General features: G+C 49.2%; 17 protein-coding genes and 1 riboswitch. All 17 genes read left to right on the forward strand.

Going from position 1 to position 22,388, the window contains the following annotated elements:
* The first annotated feature begins 244 nt into the window (after window positions 1–244).
* Window positions 245–5,863 (forward strand): polysaccharide lyase family 8 super-sandwich domain-containing protein, encoded by a 5,619-nt coding sequence (locus M1L66_RS11540; protein WP_434693032.1) that lies wholly within the window; start codon window positions 245–247, stop codon window positions 5,861–5,863.
* Between the two features lie 159 nt (window positions 5,864–6,022).
* Window positions 6,023–6,532 carry a DedA family protein gene (locus tag M1L66_RS11545; RefSeq protein ID WP_110324804.1) on the forward strand — a complete coding sequence of 170 codons (510 nt, stop codon included), beginning with the start codon at window positions 6,023–6,025 and terminating at the stop codon, window positions 6,530–6,532.
* A gap of 13 nt (window positions 6,533–6,545) precedes the next feature.
* A complete protein-coding gene (locus M1L66_RS11550; protein WP_434693035.1) occupies window positions 6,546–7,805 on the forward strand; it encodes a glycosyltransferase in 1,260 nt (419 codons plus the stop codon).
* 226 nt (window positions 7,806–8,031) lie between these two features.
* Window positions 8,032–9,873, forward strand: a complete 1,842-nt coding sequence (gene typA, locus M1L66_RS11555) for a translational GTPase TypA (protein ID WP_187021184.1) — start codon at window positions 8,032–8,034, stop codon at window positions 9,871–9,873.
* A gap of 408 nt (window positions 9,874–10,281) precedes the next feature.
* Window positions 10,282–10,908, forward strand: coding sequence for a single-stranded DNA-binding protein (locus tag M1L66_RS11560; RefSeq protein ID WP_002600312.1), 627 nt, complete (start codon window positions 10,282–10,284; stop codon window positions 10,906–10,908).
* 129 nt (window positions 10,909–11,037) lie between these two features.
* Complete coding sequence (locus tag M1L66_RS11565) at window positions 11,038–11,544, forward strand: cob(I)yrinic acid a,c-diamide adenosyltransferase (protein WP_002600311.1); 507 nt, start codon at window positions 11,038–11,040, stop codon at window positions 11,542–11,544.
* 20 nt (window positions 11,545–11,564) lie between these two features.
* Window positions 11,565–11,742: riboswitch (Lysine riboswitch) on the forward strand.
* A 184-nt stretch (window positions 11,743–11,926) separates the two neighbouring features.
* Entirely contained in the window at window positions 11,927–12,811 is an 885-nt protein-coding gene (gene dapA / locus M1L66_RS11570) for a 4-hydroxy-tetrahydrodipicolinate synthase (protein ID WP_187021182.1), read from the forward strand.
* A 112-nt stretch (window positions 12,812–12,923) separates the two neighbouring features.
* A complete protein-coding gene (gene dapB, locus M1L66_RS11575) occupies window positions 12,924–13,679 on the forward strand; it encodes a 4-hydroxy-tetrahydrodipicolinate reductase (protein WP_434693039.1) in 756 nt (251 codons plus the stop codon).
* Window positions 13,680–13,717: 38 nt separating this feature from the next.
* Window positions 13,718–14,110 (forward strand): GNAT family N-acetyltransferase, encoded by a 393-nt coding sequence (locus tag M1L66_RS11580; protein WP_434693041.1) that lies wholly within the window; start codon window positions 13,718–13,720, stop codon window positions 14,108–14,110.
* 43 nt (window positions 14,111–14,153) lie between these two features.
* A complete protein-coding gene (locus M1L66_RS11585) occupies window positions 14,154–14,885 on the forward strand; it encodes a hypothetical protein (protein ID WP_434693044.1) in 732 nt (243 codons plus the stop codon).
* A 558-nt stretch (window positions 14,886–15,443) separates the two neighbouring features.
* On the forward strand, window positions 15,444–16,226 hold the full coding sequence (locus M1L66_RS11590; RefSeq protein ID WP_434693046.1) for a sugar phosphate isomerase/epimerase family protein: 783 nt from the start codon (window positions 15,444–15,446) through the stop codon (window positions 16,224–16,226).
* Window positions 16,227–16,510: 284 nt separating this feature from the next.
* Window positions 16,511–16,843, forward strand: a complete 333-nt coding sequence (locus M1L66_RS11595) for a hypothetical protein (protein WP_434693049.1) — start codon at window positions 16,511–16,513, stop codon at window positions 16,841–16,843.
* Window positions 16,844–16,952: 109 nt separating this feature from the next.
* Window positions 16,953–17,621 (forward strand): SanA/YdcF family protein, encoded by a 669-nt coding sequence (locus M1L66_RS11600; RefSeq protein ID WP_187021170.1) that lies wholly within the window; start codon window positions 16,953–16,955, stop codon window positions 17,619–17,621.
* 24 nt (window positions 17,622–17,645) lie between these two features.
* Window positions 17,646–18,032: a hypothetical protein gene (locus tag M1L66_RS11605; RefSeq protein WP_187021169.1), complete on the forward strand. Its 387-nt coding sequence runs from the start codon at window positions 17,646–17,648 to the stop codon at window positions 18,030–18,032.
* A gap of 167 nt (window positions 18,033–18,199) precedes the next feature.
* On the forward strand, window positions 18,200–18,907 hold the full coding sequence (gene purC / locus M1L66_RS11610; protein ID WP_002600301.1) for a phosphoribosylaminoimidazolesuccinocarboxamide synthase: 708 nt from the start codon (window positions 18,200–18,202) through the stop codon (window positions 18,905–18,907).
* Window positions 18,908–18,930: 23 nt separating this feature from the next.
* A complete protein-coding gene (gene purF / locus M1L66_RS11615; protein ID WP_187021167.1) occupies window positions 18,931–20,373 on the forward strand; it encodes an amidophosphoribosyltransferase in 1,443 nt (480 codons plus the stop codon).
* Between the two features lie 529 nt (window positions 20,374–20,902).
* Complete coding sequence (gene purB, locus M1L66_RS11620; protein WP_207729101.1) at window positions 20,903–22,333, forward strand: adenylosuccinate lyase; 1,431 nt, start codon at window positions 20,903–20,905, stop codon at window positions 22,331–22,333.
* Window positions 22,334–22,388: the final 55 nt, after the last annotated feature.

Raw genomic sequence — 22,388 nt, forward strand, 5'->3', positions numbered from 1 at the left:
ACGGCAAAAAATATTAAATAAATGAAAATAAAAAACACGGAATAATTTGATAATAATATGAATATAAGTATGCAATACTACTGAAAATAGTATTTTTATATAAATAATATAAAAATCTGAAAATAGTAATAGAATTATCGGGTGAAATCCTGAAATTTTATAAGAAATATAAAAATGTTCCATTTCGTTTTACATCAGAACTTTCTATAATTTTTTTATCTTATAGAAGGAAAGAGGAGATTGTGTGAAACGAAGGGGTAAAAACAAATGGAAACAAGCCGTCAGTATGTGTCTTGTATTTCAGATGGCGGTGACGTCGCCGGCCGCTGCGGTGACTCTGCCGGCGGGAAAACAGCAGTCAAAGTTTAACACGGGACAGTATGCTGCGGTACTCGACCCATCGGCAGGCGGCGGGAGTCTTGCCCTGTTTAACGGCAGCCAGCCGGATCAGGCCTGGAACACTATGGACGAAGCGCTGGTTCCGGGGACGACGATGCTGTGGGACGGCAGCAGCGGTTTTAGGAAGCTGCAGATAACACCGGAGGCAGTCATGAGTGCAGGCTTAAACAGCGGCGCAGCCACCGGAATCAGGCTGGGAGATGAAGCAGAAGGGGTGAAATCCTGGTTCCTGTTTGAGGATGAGATCATCTGTGCAGGAGCAGGCGTAAAGGTGCGAAAGGAGGAAAGCGGCAGGCTCGTGACGATAGTGGATACCATTCCGGTTACCGACAGCACAAAGCTGGCACTGACAAACCCGAATAATGGATTCCGGCTTGTGCGTACAGCCAGTAAAGAAGGCGGTTTGTGGGCATCGCTGATCGACACGGTGACCCAGGGGGTCCATACCCAACGGAACTGGCTCAGCGCGTCTTCCGGATCAGGAGCTTCCAACAGTCTGGACTGGTCCTATGTATTCGGCAACGGTGAGAGCGGGTCCTATTTAACGAAGGAATCCGTTTATTACAGGCTCAATACAAAGGAAACAGATGCCGCTCAGCTTGCAGAACTGTTCCTCGCACCGCAGGAAACGTACCAGTATACGCTGGTTGCCGGCGGGAAGACGGATGATTATTCCAACAAGAGCCTGTATCAGACGGATGCCAGACTGCTCGTGAATACGACTGCGGTCCAGGCGGCGGCCGATGTGGGGGAAGGCGCAGTAGCCATCACAAAGTGGGAACCGGGAAGTGTCCGGGTGGACAATCAGGTCGTTCCTGTTACCATGGATTACCCTGCGGCACTGGAACTGAAGAAGGATTCTTCCACAGGAAACATCGAACTCACAGCGGCAGTTATGCCGTCACAGCAGGATGGGATTCTGGAGGTGATCCTTGAGACCGCTGGTAAACAGATTTTAGCGAATTCGAATCCGGATGCGCTGCAGGAAGCGGTTATGGGAGAAAAGGTAATACTTAAGTTTGACACCGCGGCCATGAAGGGCAATGCGGCGACTGTAACCATTGAGGGAAAGGTTCCGGATACATTGACGGGCGAAGAGATTACTCTGGTCCGGGGATCGGATGGAAGAATAAAAGCGCCGGAATCCCTGCAGGGGGCGATCCGGTGGGAAGTAAAGATTCCGAAGCCGGATGGAAGCTTTGTCCGCAATGCAGGAAGCAGTAAAATCAAGCGGGAACTAAAGGAAGGAGAGACAGACGGGGACAGAAAAGCCGGTGATGCAGACGGCAGCCATATTGCCTCCGTTCGAGGGGCAGCAGATGGGTACGGCATGATCACCGCACGGGAAAAAGGAACCGTGACGATCGTAGCGACGGATGAATACGGAACGAGCGCAAAATGGCAGGTAACCGTTCTCTATGAGGATCCGGATAATCTGCCGGAGGCGGACTCAGCCGATTATGCTGCAATCCGCAAACGCTGGAAGGAATCGATCATCGGAGCCGATTTGACAGCTGTGGACGGCGGTACTGAAATTCTGGAAACGATCGACGAGCGGGCCATGGCTGCCTGGGAGGCGTATGCATACCGCGGACAGGATTCCTGCCAGGATATTCCGTGGCCGGAGGATGCCGGCGCAGCGGGGAATGCTGACATAGCGTATGAGGACGATGCGGTCGAGTTCAGGCCGGCATTTAAAAAGGTACTGGCCATGGCAAGCGCCTATGCGGCGAAGGGAAGCCGGTATTATAAGGACAGCCAGATACTGAGCGACATGAAGCATATTCTGAACTGGCTCTGTTCAAACTGTTATACGCCGAAGACGCAGACCGATAACTGGTGGACATGGGAAATCGGTCTGCCGAAGGATCTGATTCCGGCACTGGTGCTCTTATATGACGATCTGACTCCGGAAGAAACGGCGCTTTATACCGAAGCACTCTACTTCTTCCAGCCGGATCCCTATCATGAAGGGCTGATCGGAACCGGAAGCACTCATGCGCAGGGTTACCGGACAGCCCAGGGGGCCAATATCATCGACTGTTCCAGAACCGCGCTGGGGCTGGGGGTTTTAAGAGAAGACAATGAACTGGTTTACTTAGCTTCCAAGGCAGCCTCGGAGACGTTTGTCATCCAGTCGGTGGAAGACAGCACAAAGATTGCGGATCAGGGCTACACCAGCGGATTCTACGCAGACGGTTCCTACCTCGATCACTCCCATGTGCCGTATCTCGGCTCTTATGGGATCGAATTCTTAAAGGGCGGTGTTGGCCTTCCTCCGCTGCTTGCAAAATCACCGTGGGATTTTCCAAGGGAAGTTCAGGAGAATCTGGAATTTTATCTGAAAGAAGGGTTTTTAAACGGTATATACAACGGTTTGATGATGGACAGCCTGAAAGGCCGTTCTGTATCCAGACCGGGGGCGAGTGACCGTGATTCGGGAAGAGAAGCCATGGTTCTGATGATTCAGCTTATGAATTCCGTTTCCCCGGAGGTGGAAGAAGAACTGAAGGGCGCTTTAAAGACGTGGATTGATCTCGATCCGGGCTTTTTGGATACTTTAACCGGCGCGGAGAATATGGCGGTAAAAGAGAAGGCCATAGAAATCAGAGATGATGATTCCATCGTAAGCAGTATACAGCCTATCCATAAAAACATGCCGCTGATGGACCGGGCTGTTCACAGAACGGGTGATTTCCAGTTGGCGCTGTCTATGTATTCCGAGCGAATTCAAAACACGGAGATCATGAACCATGAAAACCGTTACGGATGGCATCAGGGAAGCGGTATGACCTATTTATACAACCGTGACGTTCTGCAGTATACAGAGAATTTCTGGAATACAGTCAATCCGCTGCGGCTGGCAGGTACGACTGTAGTTTCCAAGGATATCGGCACAGGACAGCCTGACAGTTCCGGCTTTGCCCAGGGAGGGGATTTCCGGTCGAAAGAGTCCTGGGTAGGCGGCAGTACGATCGGCACGAACGGAATCAATGGTATGTCCATGACCGGAGAGGTCAGGGTGAAGGAGGGTGAGGGATCTCCTTCCATACTGTATGCCCCGGAGTTCTCGGCTAAAAAGTCCTGGTTCATGTTCGGCGGACAGATCGTGTGTCTGGGAGCAGGGATCACCAATACCGGAGAGTCATATCCGGTGGAGAGCATCATTGAGAACCGGAGACTGAGACCGGAGGAGGACAATGTATTGACGGTCAACGGAGAAGCCGAGGACCTGCCGGTTCAGGAGGCTGATCTGGAAGATATTGTGGCCGGCAGCATCGACGTTTCAGGAACCAGAATTCCCGAGGTGTCATGGGCCCATCTGGAAGGCAATGTGGAAGGAAGCGATATCGGATACTATTTCCCGGGAGGAGACCAGACGGTATCCGTCAGAAAGGGAAGAAACGAGGGAGACTGGTCTCTGATCGGGACTTCAAAAGGCGAGGCTTTGGAGACTTACCTGGAGATGTGGTTTGATCACGGAGCCAATCCGGAGAATGATGCATATGAATACGTTCTCCTTCCTGGGCTGAGCGCCGAAGAGACGGAAGCCTATTCAAAAGAACCGGGAATTACAATATTGAAGAATACGCCGGAGATCCAGGCTGCTGCAACAGCAGACGGACTTCTGACAGGAATGAATTTCTGGACAGACGGACAGGCGGAAATCGGGGCAGTAGCGGCCAGCAGAGCGGCATCTGTCATGACAGAAGAGGATGAAGACGGCGTATTGACGATCGCTGTGTCTGATCCGACCATGAAGAATTCCGGGTCGGTCACTGTGGATATCAAACGCCCGGCCGAAGAAATCCTGACTCACGATGAAAATGTTGACGTCCAGCTGACAGAAAACGGAGTGAGGCTCGTCGTACATACGAAAGGAACCAATGGAAACAGTTCTTACGCGTCCGTAAGGCTGACTCCGTCCGTGACACCGCCGTCCGTGGAACACGTTGTGGAACTGATTACACAGGCAGCGGAAACAGCAGAGGCGGCCGGTGATTACGGAGCTTTCGAAGTGGTAAAGGCAGTGAAGACGGCGGTCAGCGCAGTCTGGAGCGTATCAAACGAAGAACTGGCAGAGTACTGCATGAAAGATCTGCTGGTTTTGGAAAAACTGTACAGAGAGGTTATGGCGGCCCACGGCAATCGCGTTGAGGTCAGGGTTGAGACACCAGAGCTTATGGACAGCCCAGTTACGGCGGCAGGACTTCTGCTGAGTGTCCCGTGGGATGACAGCTTAATGCCGGCGACTCCGTCTCAGGCGAAGAAGGCTACGGCCTCCAATGCCGGTTATAAAGCTTTCGGAGCCGCACGCCAATCAGCGTCGGATGCATTAGCGTCAGGTGTATCAACAGCGACTCCATCAACAGCGACTTCATCAACAGCGACTCCATCAACGGCAGATTCCCCGGCATCGGCTTCTTCCAAAGAGAAAAAGGAGGAAGGAGTGCGCGCCGCGGTACATTCCGTCATATTAACAGTGACAGAAAACAGCGATGCAGGCTGGCCTGAGGACAGACCGCGCGGGGACTGGAGCCAGTCGTATAAGTTCCAGCTCTGTCTGGAAGATGAAAATGGTGTGAGAAGCGGCCCTGTGGCCTGGAAGGCTCCTGCGAACGTCTGGATGCAGTTTTCTGAGGACGAGGTACAGACAGACACCATTCGTGCATACTCAGACACCGGCAGCGGAGAGGTACAGTCACTGTCAGTCAGCCTGGAGGAAGCCGGGAGAATCTGTTTTGTACTTCCGGACAGTGCCAGGGTGTATCTGACAGGAGATAAGACAACGGCCGCAGAAGAAATCTTCCAGGTGTCGATCGAAGAAGACTTGACAGGAGGCAGGATTACGGCCTCTCCCATGACCGGAAAGAAGGGCACAAAGGTAACCGTGCAGGCAGTTCCCCAGAGCGGTTACCGTCTGGCAAGCCTGTCGGCCAATGGAAAATTGCTTACTGCCGGCAGCGACGGACGCTGTACCTTTGTGCTTCGGGAAGATACACATCTGACTGGCGTGTTCAAACGATCCGGCAGCAGCAGCTCAGGTTCAGGCTCCTCTTCTGGATTCAACAGCGGCTGGAAGAAATCAGGCGAGGTATGGTACTATTACGACACCAATGGAAGAAAAACGACAGGATGGCTTTTGGACAATGGAAAATGGTACTGGCTGGATTCCAGCGGAGCCATGAAAACCGGATGGATGCTTAACGAATCCGATGGCTTCTGGTATTACTTAAAACCGGATGGCTCCATGGCAGAAGGATGGAATCCGATTAACGGTTTCTGGTATTACTTTGCTCCCCAGACCGAAGGAAGTCCAGGATGGAGTCTGGTAAATGGCCGCTGGGTCTACGAAAAACCGGAAACGTCTTATCGTCCTCACGGAGCGATGTACAGCGGATGCGTGACACCGGATGGGTATACGGTCGCGGAAGACGGTGCGTGGAATAGAGAAGACAAATAACAGATAACAAATAACAAATGGCAGAAAGAGGTTTCCAGATCATGGGAAATCTCTTTCTGTTAAGATAATATTTATTTTTTATCCTTCTTTTTTTCATTGAAATCAGCAAGCGGTGTTAAGATTCCTCCTTTATGATTCTATCATCAAGGAGGTTTTTTTATGGATATACAGGCATTGACACAGTATTTTCTGCAGTACGGGGCAGTTTTTATATTTGTAATTGTGTTGCTGGAATATTTGAATCTTCCCGGCTTTCCGGCCGGTGTTATCATGCCGCTGGCAGGGATCTGGGCCGCAAGAGGGCAGATCGGACTTGGCATGGCGCTGCTGCTGGCGCTGGCTGCGGGACTGCTGGGAAGCTGGATACTGTACGGGCTGGGAAGGCTGGGCGGCCATGTGCTGCTGGAACGGTATTTAAAGAAGTTTCCGGCCCAGCGGCCGGTCATAGAGAAGAACTTTGCCATGCTGGAGAGGCGGGGGGCCATCGGAATCTTTATCAGCAAGCTGATTCCCATGGTCAGGACCGTGATTTCCATTCCGGCCGGAGTGATCCGCATGAATTTTATTAAATACAGCGTGAGCTCGGCGCTTGGAATTTTTGTATGGAATTTTTTCCTGATAGGAGCCGGTTACTGGCTGGGTGACAGGGCAATCAGTCTGTTTTCATAAGAGGAGGAGCAAAATGAAGATCGCAATGCTGACAAACAATTACAAACCATTCATCGGCGGTGTTCCAATTTCCGTTGAGAGGCTGGCAGAGGGGCTTCGGAGCCTGGGGCATCAGGTGACCGTGTTTGCACCGGAGGGGGCAGGATGGGAGGAAGAACCGGATGTGGTGAGATTCCGGGTCCTTTACGAGTGGCGGGACAAGGGACTGGTAATCGGCAATTTCAGTGACAGCCGCATTGAGAAGAGTTTCCGCGAAGAACAGTTTGACGTTATTCATGTACATCACCCGGTGGTAATCGGATTTACGGCCGTATATTTAAGCAAAAAATACGGAATTCCGCTGGCATATACGTACCACACCCGCTATGAGGAATATCTTCACTATTTTAAACTGTATGAGAAGATGGCGGCGGGGCGGGGGCCTGTGAGAAATGCAGCGCGTTTCAGCAGGGAAGTGCTGGTGCCAGGGTATCTGAATACATTTATGGATCAGTGTGACACGGTATTCGTACCGACGTCATCGATGAAGGAATGTCTGGTGACACAGGGAGTTGCGACCCCGCTGGAGGTCCTTCCCACGGGAATTGGAGAGGAGGCATTTAAACAGGATCCTGAACGTGAGAAGGAGATCCGATCCCGGTATTTAAATGGAGAACCGTGGCTGTTTGCCACGACTGCGCGCCTGGAAAAGGAGAAGAATCTCGATTTTCTGCTGCGGGGAGCCGCCCGTCTCAAGGAACTGGTGGGAGACTGCTTCCGCATTCTGATAATTGGGGATGGGACGAGGAAAAAGACCCTTAAGAATCTGGCGGAGGAGCTTGGAATCGGACGTCAGATCGTGTTTGCCGGACGGGTTCCCAACGCCGAGGTATCCCATTATCTCCATGCGGCAGACGGATTTTTGTTCGCCTCCAAATCGGAGACGCAGGGAATCGTTCTTCTGGAAGCCATGGCCGCAGGCTGTCCCGTAGTTGCGGTGCATGCCAGCGGAGTCGTCGATGTCGTCAGCCAGGGAAAGAACGGATTCATGACCGGAGAAGAGGAAGAAGAATGGGCGTCTGCCGCAGCACGCCTCATGACAGAACCGCAGCTGTATCAGAAATTATCGGCGGGAGCCGCAGAAACTGCTTCCTTATATAAGGCGGAGACGGTGGCAAGGGAAGCGGAACACCAGTACCGGAAAATGATAGAAAGAAGAACTTCTCCGGAATGGGAATACAGTGGCAGGCAGCTGCCTGTGCCGTCTTTCCTGCGGCTGTTTAAGACTGCCTGACTATGCCTTCCAGGTAGGTGAGAGAACCGTCGGATCAGGAGGAATGTACCGGCGAAAGTGAAAAAACTGGAAAGGCGATAGCCAAATTTCTGAAAAACACCTTGCAATCTGGTATATAGGGTGCTATACTAATTTATTGTGAAGAGTGTAAATGAAACTAAGGACAGTATAGAGTCCTTAGTTTTTTATTGAGTTTTTATCCAAAGGAAAGAAGAGTACACATATTATGAAGATGAAACGAGAAGACGTCAGAAATGTAGCCATCATCGCCCACGTTGACCACGGCAAAACTACCCTGGTGGATGCCCTGCTCAGACAGAGCGGAATTTTCCGCGAGAATCAGGAAGTTGTTGACCGGGTTATGGACTCCAATGATATTGAGAGAGAGCGTGGTATTACCATCCTTTCCAAGAATACCGCTGTCAACTACAACGGTACGAAGATCAACATTATCGATACGCCAGGCCATGCGGATTTCGGCGGTGAGGTTGAGCGTGTCTTAAAGATGGTAAACGGAGTTATTCTGGTGGTGGATGCCTACGAGGGCGTTATGCCGCAGACGAAATTTGTTCTGCGCAAGGCGCTGGAACTGGGCCTCTCCGTTGTAGCCTGTATCAATAAGATTGACCGTCCGGAGGCGAGACCGGACGAGGTTGAAGAGGAAGTCTTAGAGCTCCTCATGGACCTTGATGCGACAGAAGAGCAGTTAGACTGCCCGTTCTTATACGCATCCGCAAAGGGCGGCTTTGCAAAGAAGAATTTAGAGGACGCGGAAGAGAACATGAGCGCCTTATTCCAGACAATCATCGACCATATTCCGGCTCCGGAGGGAGACCCGGAAGCGCCGACTCAGCTTCTGATCAGCACCATTGATTACAACGAGTACGTAGGCCGTATCGGCGTAGGCAAGGTGGATAACGGAGCGATTCGTGTCAATCAGGAATGTGTCATCGTAAACCATCACGACCCGGACAAGATGCGTAAGGTTAAGGTAGGCAAGCTGTACGAGTACGAGGGACTGAACAAGGTGGAAGTGACGGAAGCGGGAATCGGCGCGATCGTGGCCATTTCCGGTATTACGGATATTCATATCGGTGATACGCTCTGCTCTCCGGAAAACCCGGAAGCCATTCCGTTCCAGAAGATATCCGAACCGACTATCGCCATGAACTTCATGGTAAATGACAGCCCGCTGGCAGGACAGGAAGGTAAATTTATCACCTCCCGTCATATCAGAGAGCGTCTGTTCCGCGAACTGAACACCGATGTCAGCCTTCGCGTGGAGGAGACCGAATCTCCTGACTGCTTTAAGGTATCTGGCCGCGGCGAGCTGCATCTTTCCGTTCTGATCGAGAACATGAGAAGAGAGAATTTTGAATTTGCAGTCAGCAAGGCTGAGGTTCTGTACCAGTATGATGAAAGAAACCGTAAACTGGAGCCGATGGAGATCGCCTATATCGACGTACCGGAGGAGTTTACCGGCGCGGTTATCCAGAAGCTGACCAGCAGAAAGGGCGAACTGCAGGGCATGAGCCCGGCTAACGGCGGCTATACAAGGCTTGAATTCTCGATTCCGTCCAGAGGCCTGATCGGCTACCGCGGTGAGTTCATGACCGATACAAAGGGCAACGGTATCATGAATACGGCATTTGACGGCTACGCTCCTTTCAAGGGAGATTTATCCTATCGTAAGACCGGCTCCCTGATCGCTTATGAGTCAGGTGAATCCATTACCTACGGTCTGTTCAATGCGCAGGAGCGAGGCATCCTGTTCATTGGAGCCGGCGTGAAGGTTTATTCCGGTATGGTAATCGGTCAGAACCCGAAGGCAGAGGATATCGAGATCAACGTCTGCAAGATGAAGAAGCTGACCAACACCCGTTCCTCCGGTGCGGATGATGCCCTGAAGCTGACGACGCCAAAGGAAATGAGTCTGGAGCAGTGTCTGGACTTTATCGATACGGATGAGCTCCTTGAGATCACACCGTTATCCCTGAGAATCAGAAAGAAGATCCTGGATCCGACGATGAGGAAGAGGTCTTCCCTGAACAAGAAATCATTGGGTTAATGGAATTATATTAGCTATACCGACAACGGCTGTATATAAGATTATGCTCTGCGGGAGGAAACTTTCGCAGGGCATATTTGCATCCTGGAAATAGTGAAATCCGTTTACTGTCAATAAATGTCGAAAACGGAAGGAAAAGAGAATCCGCCGGTATCCGGCATCCGGTATTTCGGGGAAATATGGGGGTAACTGATTTTTTGTGAGGTTTGACAGGTATTTTCTGTCGATATTTTTGGATGTGTTCTTATCATTTCACGGAATCCCTTTTCATACACTTAATATTAGCTGCAAAGCAAATTGTAACCATTCATCCGTGCATCTTTCTGTTTTCAAAAGCAGGAAAACAGAATACGCAGGACGCCCGGCTGAATCGTTACGGCAAATTAGTGAAAGAAGAGGAGAAATACAATGTCGGAAAAAATGATTGAGAACAACAAAGTAAGCGTAATCGGGGAGATCATCTCCGGCTTCACCTTCAGCCATGAGGTATTCGGAGAAGGATTCTATATGGTGGACGTTGCAGTAAATCGTCTTAGCGAGCAGGCTGATGTCATACCTCTTATGATATCGGAGCGGCTCATCGATGTAGAAGCGAATTACATAGGCTGTACCATGGAAGCCCTGGGACAGTTCCGTTCCTATAACCGGCATGAAGGGACGAAAAACCGCCTGGTTCTGTCCATCTTCGTGCGTGAGATCCATTTCCTGGAGGAATTTACGGATTATACGAAAACAAATCAGATTTTTCTGGATGGATATATATGTAAGGCCCCTATATACAGAAAGACTCCTCTGGGCAGAGAGATCGCGGATCTTCTGCTCGCCGTAAACCGGCCTTATGGGAAGTCTGACTACATTCCGTGTATCGCGTGGGGAAGAAACGCCAGATACGCCTCCGGTTTCGAAGTCGGCGCGCGGGTGAAGGTCTGGGGCCGCGTGCAGAGCAGAGAGTATACGAAGAAGCTCAGCGAAACCGAGTGTGAGAAGCGGATCGCTTACGAGGTATCTGTCAGCAAGCTGGAATGCGCGGAATAGCAAAGGATAAGGCGGCAATTAAGAAAACGGTAAGAAAACTTGCAAAAATTTAAATTTTGTGATACGATAAGCGGGTTCTAACGTAGTATATTAATATATTGCTTTTTTGCTGGTATGAGGTGCAAAAGGATGAGTAAAGGTACAATACAGGTTATATGCGGCGAAGGAAAAGGAAAGACGACGGCTGCGCTCGGCATGGGGATCTCCGCTCTGTTAAAGGGGCAGACGGTAATCATGATACAGTTTTTAAAGGGCTGTCAGGAGCTGGCCTCCTGTGAGATTTTAGAGCGGCTGGAACCGGAACTGAAGATTTTCCGGTTTGAAAAGTCCGATGCTTTCTTCGAGACATTATCGGAGGAGCAGCAGAAGGAAGAACGGATGAATATCCGCAACGGCATGAATTTTGCAAGAAAAGTACTTTCGACCGGTGAGTGTGACCTGGTTATTCTCGATGAGGTGCTGGGACTTTTGGATCAGGGGATTATCGAGATGGATGAGATGACGACGCTGCTTCAGTCCAGGGTTGAGGAAATCGACCTGATTCTGACTGGAAAGGTATTCCCGAAGGAGCTGGATCCCCTCGTGGATGGTATCAGAGAAATTGATCATCTTAAAGTTGACAATACAAAGCAATAATGGTAGTATGGTAACATACATAATAAAGTAGAGGTTGCGTTGATTATGAGTATTCTGCCTGATGCATCAGGGTGCATGTGAGGGTGGAGGAAAGGATGAGACGCCGAAGGACGGTACGGCCCGGGACGTATCTGTTCTGGGCATATGATGAAGAATCATATGACTGTCATCCTGCATGGATGGGGCGCTGCTTGAAGATAAGAAGTATTTACCGGATTCTGAACTTTAAGAGCTGACCCCGCTGTCAGCTCTTTTTCTCTGTCAGGAATGATCGTTTTGCAGGCAAAAGGATAAGAGCAGGATAATGGCACGGGGCGGGCGCATGATTTTATGTAGCGAAAGCGTTGGCAACAGGAACAGATTGAATCAGGAGGATAAGACTATGGCACTTTTTGAAGGAGCGGGTGTAGCGCTGATTACACCATTTAAGGACAACGGAGAGGTAAATTACGAGAAGCTGGAAGAACTGCTGGAAGAGCAGATTGCCGGCGGTACGGACAGCATCGTCATCTGTGGAACCACAGGTGAGGCTTCCACCATGACCCATGAGGAACATTTAAGCGTAATAAAGTATACGTGTGAAGTGGTAAATAAGAGAATACCCGTAGTGGCCGGAACCGGTTCCAACTGTACGGATACAGCCATCTATCTTTCAAAGGAGGCGGAGAAATTCGGTGCAGACGGTCTGCTTCTCGTGTCCCCGTATTATAACAAGGCGACTCAGAACGGCCTGATCGCACATTTTACCGCGGTTGCAGATGCGGTGAAGATTCCGATCATTCTCTATAATATACCGGGACGTACCGGCGTGACGATCGCTCCGCAGACGATTGTAACACTCTGTAAGAACGTGCCGAACATTGTCGGTGTGAAGGAGGCCAGCGGAAATCTCACGAATATCGCTACGATGCTTGCGATGGCAGACGGCTGTGTGGATGTATATTCCGGCAACGACGATCAGATCGTGCCGCTTCTCTCTCTCGGAGGAAAGGGCGTCGTTTCGGTTCTGTCCAATGTAGCGCCTGCACAGACCCACGAGATCTGCGCTTCCTGGTTCCGCGGCGATGTGAAAGAGAGTGCAAGACTTCAGCTGGAAGCGATTCCGCTGATCAATGCTCTGTTCTGTGAAGTGAACCCGATTCCGGTTAAGGCGGCTATGAACTTAATGGGTAAGAAGGTTGGCCCGCTTCGTCTGCCGCTCACTGAGATGGAGCCTGCAAACCAGGAACGTTTAAAGAAAGCTATGGAAGAATACGGAATTTTATAAACCCCGTTAATCATTAAATGCAAGGCCGGACGCATCGGTATCAGGGCGTCCGGCCTGTTGAGCACTCTCAGAAACTTCCCTGCACTCATTATAAAATGGAGGAAAAATACTTATGGTAAAGATGATTATGCACGGCTGCAATGGAGCCATGGGACAGGTGATTTCTAAAATTGTTGAAGAAGACGAGAATATCACGATTGCTGCAGGAATTGATGTAAATGACACCATACAGAATTCCTACCCGGTATTTCCCTCTCTGGAGGCGTGTACCGTGGAGGCGGATGTGATCGTGGACTTTGCATCGGCAAAGGCGGTAAACGGTCTTCTCAGCTACTGTTCCGATAAGAGGATTCCTGTGGTAGTGTGTACGACAGGACTTTCAGAAGAACAGATTCAGCTTGTGGAAGAGACTTCCCGTCAGGTGGCGGTACTTCGTTCCGCCAATATGTCGCTGGGGATCAATCTGCTGTTAAAGCTGGTGAAAGAGGCGGCAGAGGTACTGGCGGAGTCCGGTTTCGACATCGAGATTCTGGAAAAACACCACAATAAAAAGGTGGACGCGCCCAGCGGAACCGCTCTGGCGCTGGCTGACTCCATCAATGAGGCGATGGACAACCACTACCACTATCAATATGACCGCTCCCAGACGAGGGAGAAGCGCCAGAAGGATGAGATCGGAATCCAGGCTATCCGCGGAGGCTCCATCGTCGGTGAGCACGACGTGATCTTCGCCGGACAGGATGAGGTGATTACCTTCCAGCATACCGCCTACTCCAAGGCTATTTTTGCAAAGGGCGCAGTATCGGCAGCAAAGTTCCTGGCGGGAAAAGAACCGAGACTTTATACCATGGCGGATGTGATCGGCTAAGAGAGGCGTATCTGATCTCCCTTCAGGAAGACCACTGGGTGGAGATCCTGCAGGCCAGCATGGAAAGAGGCGATATCTGCTTAGTCGCAGCAGACGGTGAGGCGATTGTGGGAGCCGCGGTCTGCGGCAGATCGGAAGGGCGCGGGAATCAGGACTGTGCCGAACTTTACGCGATTTATCTGCTGCCCGAATATACAGAACATGGCGCGGGGCACGGGCTTTACTGTGAAATCGAGGCCCGAATGAGGGCGCAGGGGTTCCGGAGTTGTGTCCTGGAGGTGCTGTCCTCCAATGCCCGGGCGATCAGATTCTATGAAGCACACGGGTTTGAGAAGATATGTTCCTTTATGGTGGAAGAGAACGGGATGAATCTTTCCTGTGATTTGATGCAAAAGGCGCAGTTGCAGCTCGCTTCCCCCAAATCAGTTTGAAGGAAAAAGCATCTTTAGATAATTTCGTGTAAAGGAGATTCTTATGGACAGAAATACCAGTGGATCAAGCAGTTTCGGAAGCAGAAAGATAATCATATTAGTGATGGGGTTATGTCTGCTGTGCGCGGTGGCGGGGCTTCTGTTTCATACGAAGGCGAAAGCGTCCTGGCGGCCGTCTGATCAGAAGCGGGAAGAGATTGCAGAGATATTTGAGGTTTACCAGCCGTATGGGCTGAGCTACGATAAAAAGGACAATCGGTTATACTATAATGGAGCGCTGGTGCGCTATTTTGAAGACGTTGTGGATGACGACCACTATAAGGAATGGCCCAATCAGGATGGAACCGTGGATATTTATGCCTTGCACGATGAAAGAGGCGGTGTGACCGGCCTGGAACTTTTTGATGATCAGGCATTTGCGGATAGAACGCCTTCTCTGCGGTCAGCTCTCTGTGAATTGCAGATAACGGAAAATATAAACGGGTATACAGACGACGGGGAAGCACCGTTTAATGGCGGCGGGAACGATGAAAAATTAAATGAGTATATCAAAGACACCATTGAAGAGGCGTATACGGTCTATCAGCAGTACGGCCTGACTTATGACCGGGAAAGCGACCGTTTATACTACGAAAGCGAATTGGTAGGGTATTTTGAAGACAAAGAGCTGGGGCACTATTTCGGCCCCTTTGACGACAGTTCGATTAAAATTTATGCGGTCCGGGATAAAAAGGGGGAACTGTCCGGGCTGAATATAAAACGTGATGAAAATTAAGAATGATGATCGAAGGAAGCGCGAAGTGGAGAACGGGCTGAAAACGTGGAATGCACATGTCTGGCAATGAAAATAAAGTTAAAGAAAAATATTAAAATGCCGGTGAGGAAAAGAGAGCTGCTCATCAGTGAATACATAAACCAAAACACAAAAGTAGTAGAGCTTGTTTTTGCTGAATGCAGGTGAATCTGTAAAAATAACGGAATTGTTGTATTTTCATATATAAGCAAAATCGGTATTTATACGGGTGCCTGTGTACACGACAAACTGAGAGAATATTATCCGAACGAAAACGCCAACGAAATTATTTTGACGCAAAATAAAGATGACTTTTTGTAACTGTGAGTATCGTGGAAGCGATGAGCGATGAAAGATTTGAAATAATGAAACCGCTGCTTGATCAAATGGCAAGTTATGAATCATGCACAGGAATGAGCAATCATGCCGTGTTGATCTGTAGAAGATAGTATTTTGGCCGGAGCAATCAGGCTATTTTGCTAAATTCGCATTAGTCAAATAAGGCGTACTTAACAAAGTGGAAGCTGTTGGGGGATTTATATGATAGGAATATATGATTGTTTTGGGTATGGTGCAGGTTATAATGTTCCTTTTGAGGAAAGATATAAATTGATAAAAAATGCTGGTTTTGACTGTGTGATGCTTTGGTGGAGCGACAGGTTCGGCAGGGGTATTGATTATCAGAAAGATGTTCAATATGCAAGAAGTGCCGGATTGTATATAGAAAATATTCATACGCCAGTTCATGAACAGAACTGTTTGTCATTAGACAATTTGGATGGAGAAAATGTATTTCACACTTATCTGCAATGCGTAAAGGACTGCTTTCAATATAATATAACAACAATGGTTATTCATTTACCTGATGATGAGCATCCTGTCAATGATTTAGGTATTAAAAGATTGGAAAATGTTATTAGTGAGGCAGAAAAGAAGAATATTCAAGTTGCTTTTGAAAATTTGAATAATATTTTAAATTTGGCATTGGTATTAGAGGCATTCCAATCAAAAAATGTAGGATATTGTTACGATAGTTGTCATCACCTGAATTACGCTCCTGATGACGACTTGTTGAAACTATATGGAAATCGTTTAATGGCGCTACATTTACAGGATAACGGTGGAAAGCATAATCAACATCAGTTGCCGTTTGATGGCAATATAGATTGGGTTAATGTGATGAAAAGAATTGCACTTACAGGATATCAAGGTGCCACCTCCTTGGAACCTATGAATTGGGATTATGAACATCTATCGATTCAGCAGTTTTTGGATTTGGCATATCAAAAAGCTAAAAAAGCAGATGAAATGAGAATAATTTAAATCACAGTTTGTCTGTCTGCTCGATGATTCGGGACACACATATAGCTTCTCAAAATGTTGCTGTTCGAAATGGGATGAAAATTATTGATAAAGCTGCAAAGAATTTTAGGAATACGGAAATGAACTTTTTTTTATATTCTGCAGAACGGACAAAATGACTTTAAGGCAAGAATTTTTAAGCTGTTTTCCGGCTTTAAGCAATTAAAAAAATTAGAAAAATTTCCCACCATAATTTATTCTCCTCTAACACATACTAAGCATAGAAAATGAAAGGAGAATGTATTATGAAAAGAATAAAACCATATGTATTTGCAGTACTTGTCATTATGACAGTGATGTGTCTGTCCGCATGCGGCAGCAATAAGAACACAACAAATGAGACCACTGGAGGCAGCAGCGCAGCTACAACGCAGACAACGGCTATGGAATCCTCCTCAACAATGGAATCGACCTCAGCAGGTATGGGTACTACAAGAAATGCTGATGAAGACGCTGAGGAAAGCACCGGAGTCATCGACGGCATGATCAATGATGTTGAGAGAGGTGTCGATGATATAACTGGCGAGAGCAACGGCCATCCGACCAACAGTGCTGATATGAGCTCTGCTGCAGAATAAGTATTTTAGAACAGAGACGAAAAATAAAATGGCTTCAGGCCCGGAAAGGCTTGAAGCCTTTTTTTCCTTGTTATATAATGGAGCGTATAACAGAAATGAGGATAAAAGAATGAAAAAGCTGATAAAAAAGGCATTTATTACACTGATCGTTCTGGGCGTTGCCGGTATTGTCTGCCTGGCGGGCGTCAATACATATATGATCAAATCTACGGAAAAACGGATTCTTTCACAGGAGGAGGCGGCCGCGCTGGGAGCGGACTGCATCCTTGTCCTGGGAGCGGGCGTCCATCCGGACGGAAACCCCAGCAACATGCTGGAGGACCGTCTGCTTCGCGGGATCGAGCTGTACGACGCAGGCGCTTCTTTAAAGCTGCTGATGAGCGGAGATCACGGCCGGAAAAATTACGACGAGGTGAACGTGATGAAGCAGTTCGCCGTGGCCCGCGGCGTGCCTTCCGAGGATGTGTTTATGGATCATGCCGGTTTTTCCACCTACGAGAGCATGTACCGGGCCCGCGATGTGTTTCAGGCGGACAAGGTGATCATCGTGACACAGCGCTACCATCTCTACAGAGCGCTGTATGCCGCGAAACAGCTGGGACTCGACGCTTATGGCGTGGCTTCTGACCAGAGGACGTACGCCGGTCAGAAGCGGCGTGATGTGAGGGAACTGCTGGCCAGAGGGAAAGACTTTATGACCGGAATCTTCAAGCCGGAGCCGACGTACCTGGGAGAGGCGATTCCGGTGAATGGCGATGGAAATGCAACAAATGACTAATGCGGAGAAAGAAGGGACGGGCTTTTGAAGAATACCCTGTTTGCAGAAAAACAACGGATGAAACGGTATAACCGGAGTAAGAAGCCGTGGAGAAGCCGCGGCTTTCTCAGGGCGTCTATGGGAAGACGTATACACATTTTCAGAAACTGTTTAAGCTGTATGGCTCTGGCGGAACTGATCGTTATAGGTGTAAATGATCCCGGTATTTTTACGGAGGCCGCGCGTCGATTACATATCGGCTGCGTGAAGGAAGAGACGGTGGAGACGGCGGATTTTGGGACTTTAGAAGATGTGCCCCCATCTGACAAAAAGGACAGCGGTGTTACAATTGACTGGAAAGAGGGCAGGGTGGAATTCTGGCGGACAGAGGAGAAGCTTCGCCGTGAAAATGTGGAGAACAGACCGGATTAACGCGGTGTCCGGCGCATTTATATGCGAATACAGCCCTCGGCCATAAGAATTTATAATATATAAAAATGTTGCAATCGCATTTTCACTGTATTATAATTTCTACTGAAATACCTTGGTTTTATTCATAAAACTTATAAATTAATTCAGGAAAAGGACTGGTGGATACCATGGAGAAAAAAGAATTACTGTATGAAGGAAAAGCGAAAAAGGTTTATACAACAGAGGATCCGGACGTATTAATTGTGGATTATAAAGATGACGCTACGGCATTCAACGGTTTAAAAAAGGGTACCATCGTAGGAAAAGGCGCGATCAACAACCGCATGACAAACCACATTTTTAAGAAGCTGGAAGCAGAAGGCGTTCCGACTCATTTCATCGAGGAATTAAGCGACCGTGAGACCGCTGTTAAGAAAGTAGAGATCGTTCCTTTAGAAGTAATTGTAAGAAACTTCTCCGCAGGCAGCTTCGCAAAGAAGATGGGCATGGAAGAAGGCATTAAGTTCGCTTGTCCTACACTGGAATTCAGCTATAAAAATGATGATCTGGGCGATCCGTTCATCAACAGCTACTACGCGCTGGCATTGAACCTGGCAACTCAGGAGGAGATCGACGCGATCACAAAGTATACCTTCAAGGTAAATGAAGTGATGAGAGAGTATTTTGACAGCCTTGGCATCGAGCTGATCGACTTTAAGATCGAATTTGGCCGTTACCATGGACAGATCATTCTGGCCGACGAGGTTTCTCCGGATACCTGCAGACTGTGGGATAAGGAAACACATGAAAAACTGGATAAGGACCGTTTCCGCCGCGATATGGGCAACGTAGAAGACGCTTACGAAGAAGTATTCCGCCGTCTTGGTATCCAGTAAACAGCACAGAAAGGTATTACTACATGAGACATGACTTGAATATTACTGCGGGGGATGAGTTACATGAGGAGTGCGGCGTCTTCGGAATGTATGATTTCGATCACGGGGACGTGGCGTCTACCATTTATTACGGATTATTCGCATTGCAGCACAGGGGGCAGGAAAGCTGTGGAATCGCGGTCAGCGATACGGCGGGCCCTAAGGGGAAAGTAAACGCGTATAAGGGGATGGGTCTGTGTAACGAAGTCTTTACTCCTGAGATATTAGAAGGTCTTCACGGCAATATTGGAGTGGGTCATGTTCGTTATTCGACGGCGGGCAGCAGTACCAGGGAAAATGCCCAGCCGCTGGTTTTAAACTATATAAAAGGCACTCTGGCTCTGGCGCATAACGGCAATCTTGTCAATGCGCCGGATCTTCGCCGGGAGCTGGAATATTCGGGGGCGATTTTTCAGACTACGATTGATTCTGAAGTCATTGCCTACCACATCGCAAGGGAGCGTGTGAAGACATCTTCTGTGGAAGAGGCGGTTGCCGGAGCCATGAAGAAGATTGTGGGAGCATATTCCCTTGTTGCCATGAGTCCCAGAAAAATGATTGGGGCCAGGGATCCCTTCGGATTCAAGCCCCTCTGTATCGGAAAACGGGACAACGCCTATATTCTGGTGTCGGAAAGCTGTGCGCTGGATACGATCGGAGCGGAATTCGTCCGGGACGTCAGACCGGGTGAGATCGTTACCATTACGAAGGATGGTATCGCATCGGATACGAGGCTGTGCTTTCAGAACCGGAGCAGGGAAGCGAGATGTGTATTTGAATACATTTATTTTGCCAGACCGGACAGCGTGTTTGACGGAGTGAGCGTCTATCAGGCCAGAATTCTTGCCGGCCGTGCCCTGGCTTTAGATTCACCGGTGGAAGCCGATCTGGTGGTGGGAGTTCCGGAATCCGGCAATGGAGCTGCGCTGGGCTATTCCATGGAGTCAAAAATTCCCTATGGCACTGCCTTTGTCAAGAACTCCTATGTGGGCAGAACCTTTATCAAGCCGAAGCAGAGCAGCCGGGAGTCGGCCGTTCGGATTAAACTGAACGTCTTAAAGGAGGCTGTGGCGGGCAAACGTGTCATCATGATTGATGACTCCATTGTCCGGGGAACCACCAGCGCTCTGATCGTCGGGATGCTGCGGGAAGCAGGGGCGAAGGAGGTCCATGTCCGGATCAGCGCTCCGCCATTTCTCCATCCGTGTTACTTTGGAACGGATATTCCTTCCGAGGACCAGCTGATCGCTCACGGCCGGACGGTACAGGAGATCTGCGACATGATCGGCGCGGATTCCCTGTCCTTCTTAAGACAGGAACGGCTGACGGAAATGGCACAGGGACTGCCAATCTGTACCGCGTGCTTTTCCGGTGAGTATCCGATCCAGCCGCCTGAGGAGGATATCCGGGGCGAGTACGCGCAGTAGTTCAGAAGTCTGCGAACGTGTACGTGCAGTAGTCCTGAAATCTGCGGACGTGTATGTGCAGTAGTTCAGAGATTCCGCAGAAGAAAAGAGGCGCTGCACCGGATTGTGTCACTATCCGGCCCGGCGCCTTTTATGCAGGGAGAGCGGCAGTGAGATGGGTAAGATTCGGCATGATCCGGCACAACCGTAAATTTTGTGATTTTTTGCTTTTAACTGTGAGCAGATTATGATATGATATTTAACAAAAATCAACGAGAATTCTCCCAACCTCTACAGGTGGGAGATGAATCGCAAAAACAAACTTAGCGGCAGTGGCGGGCAGATATCCCCCACTGACATGAGGCCAAAACAATCCGGGCAACCGGATAAAATGGCAGCATAGCTACTATGTCACTCTGGGTTTTGTATTCTGGACTCAGAATGTGGATGGAAATAAAATCAAAAGAAAGGGTGGAGACGTGGAAACGGTATCAGTCACATGCCGGTTCCTACGTATGACGAAAGCCATCAGTCTCCTTGGTATATTTTTATGAACGACCGCTATCAGAGTCCTTTGTCTGAGCGCTATGCCAGCAAAGAAATGCAGTATATATTTTCACCGGATAAGAAATTCCGCACATGGAGGAAGCTCTGGATCGCTCTCGCCGAGACGGAGATGGAACTGGGGCTGCCGGTTACACAGGAACAGATCGATGAGCTGAAGGCCCATCAGGATGAGATCAATTACGATGTAGCGAAGCAGCGCGAGAAAGAAGTGCGTCATGACGTCATGTCCCATGTGTACGCTTACGGCGTACAGTGCCCGAAAGCAAAGGGAATCATCCATCTGGGAGCGACTTCCTGCTACGTGGGCGACAATACGGATATTATCGTTATGACCGAAGCGCTGGCGTTAGTCAGGAAAAAACTGGTCAACGTGATTGCGGAGCTGGCGAAGTTTGCAGACAGGTACAAAGATCAGCCGACGCTGGCATTTACCCATTTTCAGCCGGCACAGCCGACTACGGTTGGAAAACGCGCTACACTGTGGATGCATGAGCTGGTCATGGATTTAGAGGATTTAGACTATGTGGCAGGCTCCATCCGTTTATTAGGCTCCAAAGGCACCACGGGCACACAGGCCAGCTTCCTGGAACTGTTTGACGGCGATATGGACAAGGTAAGAAAGCTGGATCCGATGATCGCAGAGAAGCTGGGCTATCCGGGCTGCTATCCGGTTTCCGGCCAGACGTATTCGAGAAAGGTGGACAGCCGTGTCTTAAATATACTGGCCGGCATCGCACAGAGCGCGCACAAGTTTTCCAATGATATCCGTCTGCTTCAGCATTTGAAGGAGATCGAGGAGCCATTTGAAAAGAGCCAGATCGGTTCTTCCGCCATGGCCTACAAGCGCAATCCGATGAGAAGCGAGAGAATCGCCTCTCTGTCAAACTATGTGATGTCCGATGTGATGAACCCCATGCTGGTGGCTTCCACCCAGTGGTTCGAGCGCACGCTGGACGATTCCGCGAATAAGCGTCTCAGCATTCCGGAGGGATTCCTGGCGATTGACGGTATTCTGGACCTTTACTTAAATGTAGTAGACGGTCTCGTCGTTTATCCGAAGGTGATCGAGAAACACATGATGGCGGAACTGCCATTTATGGCTACCGAGAATATTATGATGGATGCCGTAAAAGCAGGCGGTGACAGACAGGAGCTTCACGAGAAAATCCGTGAGCTGTCCATGGAGGCCGGAAGAAATGTGAAGGAAAACGGTATGGACAATAATCTCCTGGAGCTGATTGCCGCCGATCCTGCGTTCAATTTAAGCCTTGATGAACTTAAGCAGAACATGGATCCGAAGAAGTATGTCGGATGCGCGCCGGCTCAGGTGGAGATCTATCTGGATGAAGTGATTCGGCCGCTGCTTTCCGCGAATCAGGATGTTCTTGGGATGACGGCTGAGATTAATGTCTAAAATAAGAATAGATACAGAGCAGAGGCGATCGATAGTCTCTGCTCTTTTCAGGAGG

Origin of the sequence: Hungatella sp. SB206 (genome assembly GCF_051132295.1) — a bacterium.
Classification (GTDB): Bacteria; Bacillota; Clostridia; order Lachnospirales; family Lachnospiraceae; genus Hungatella; species Hungatella effluvii.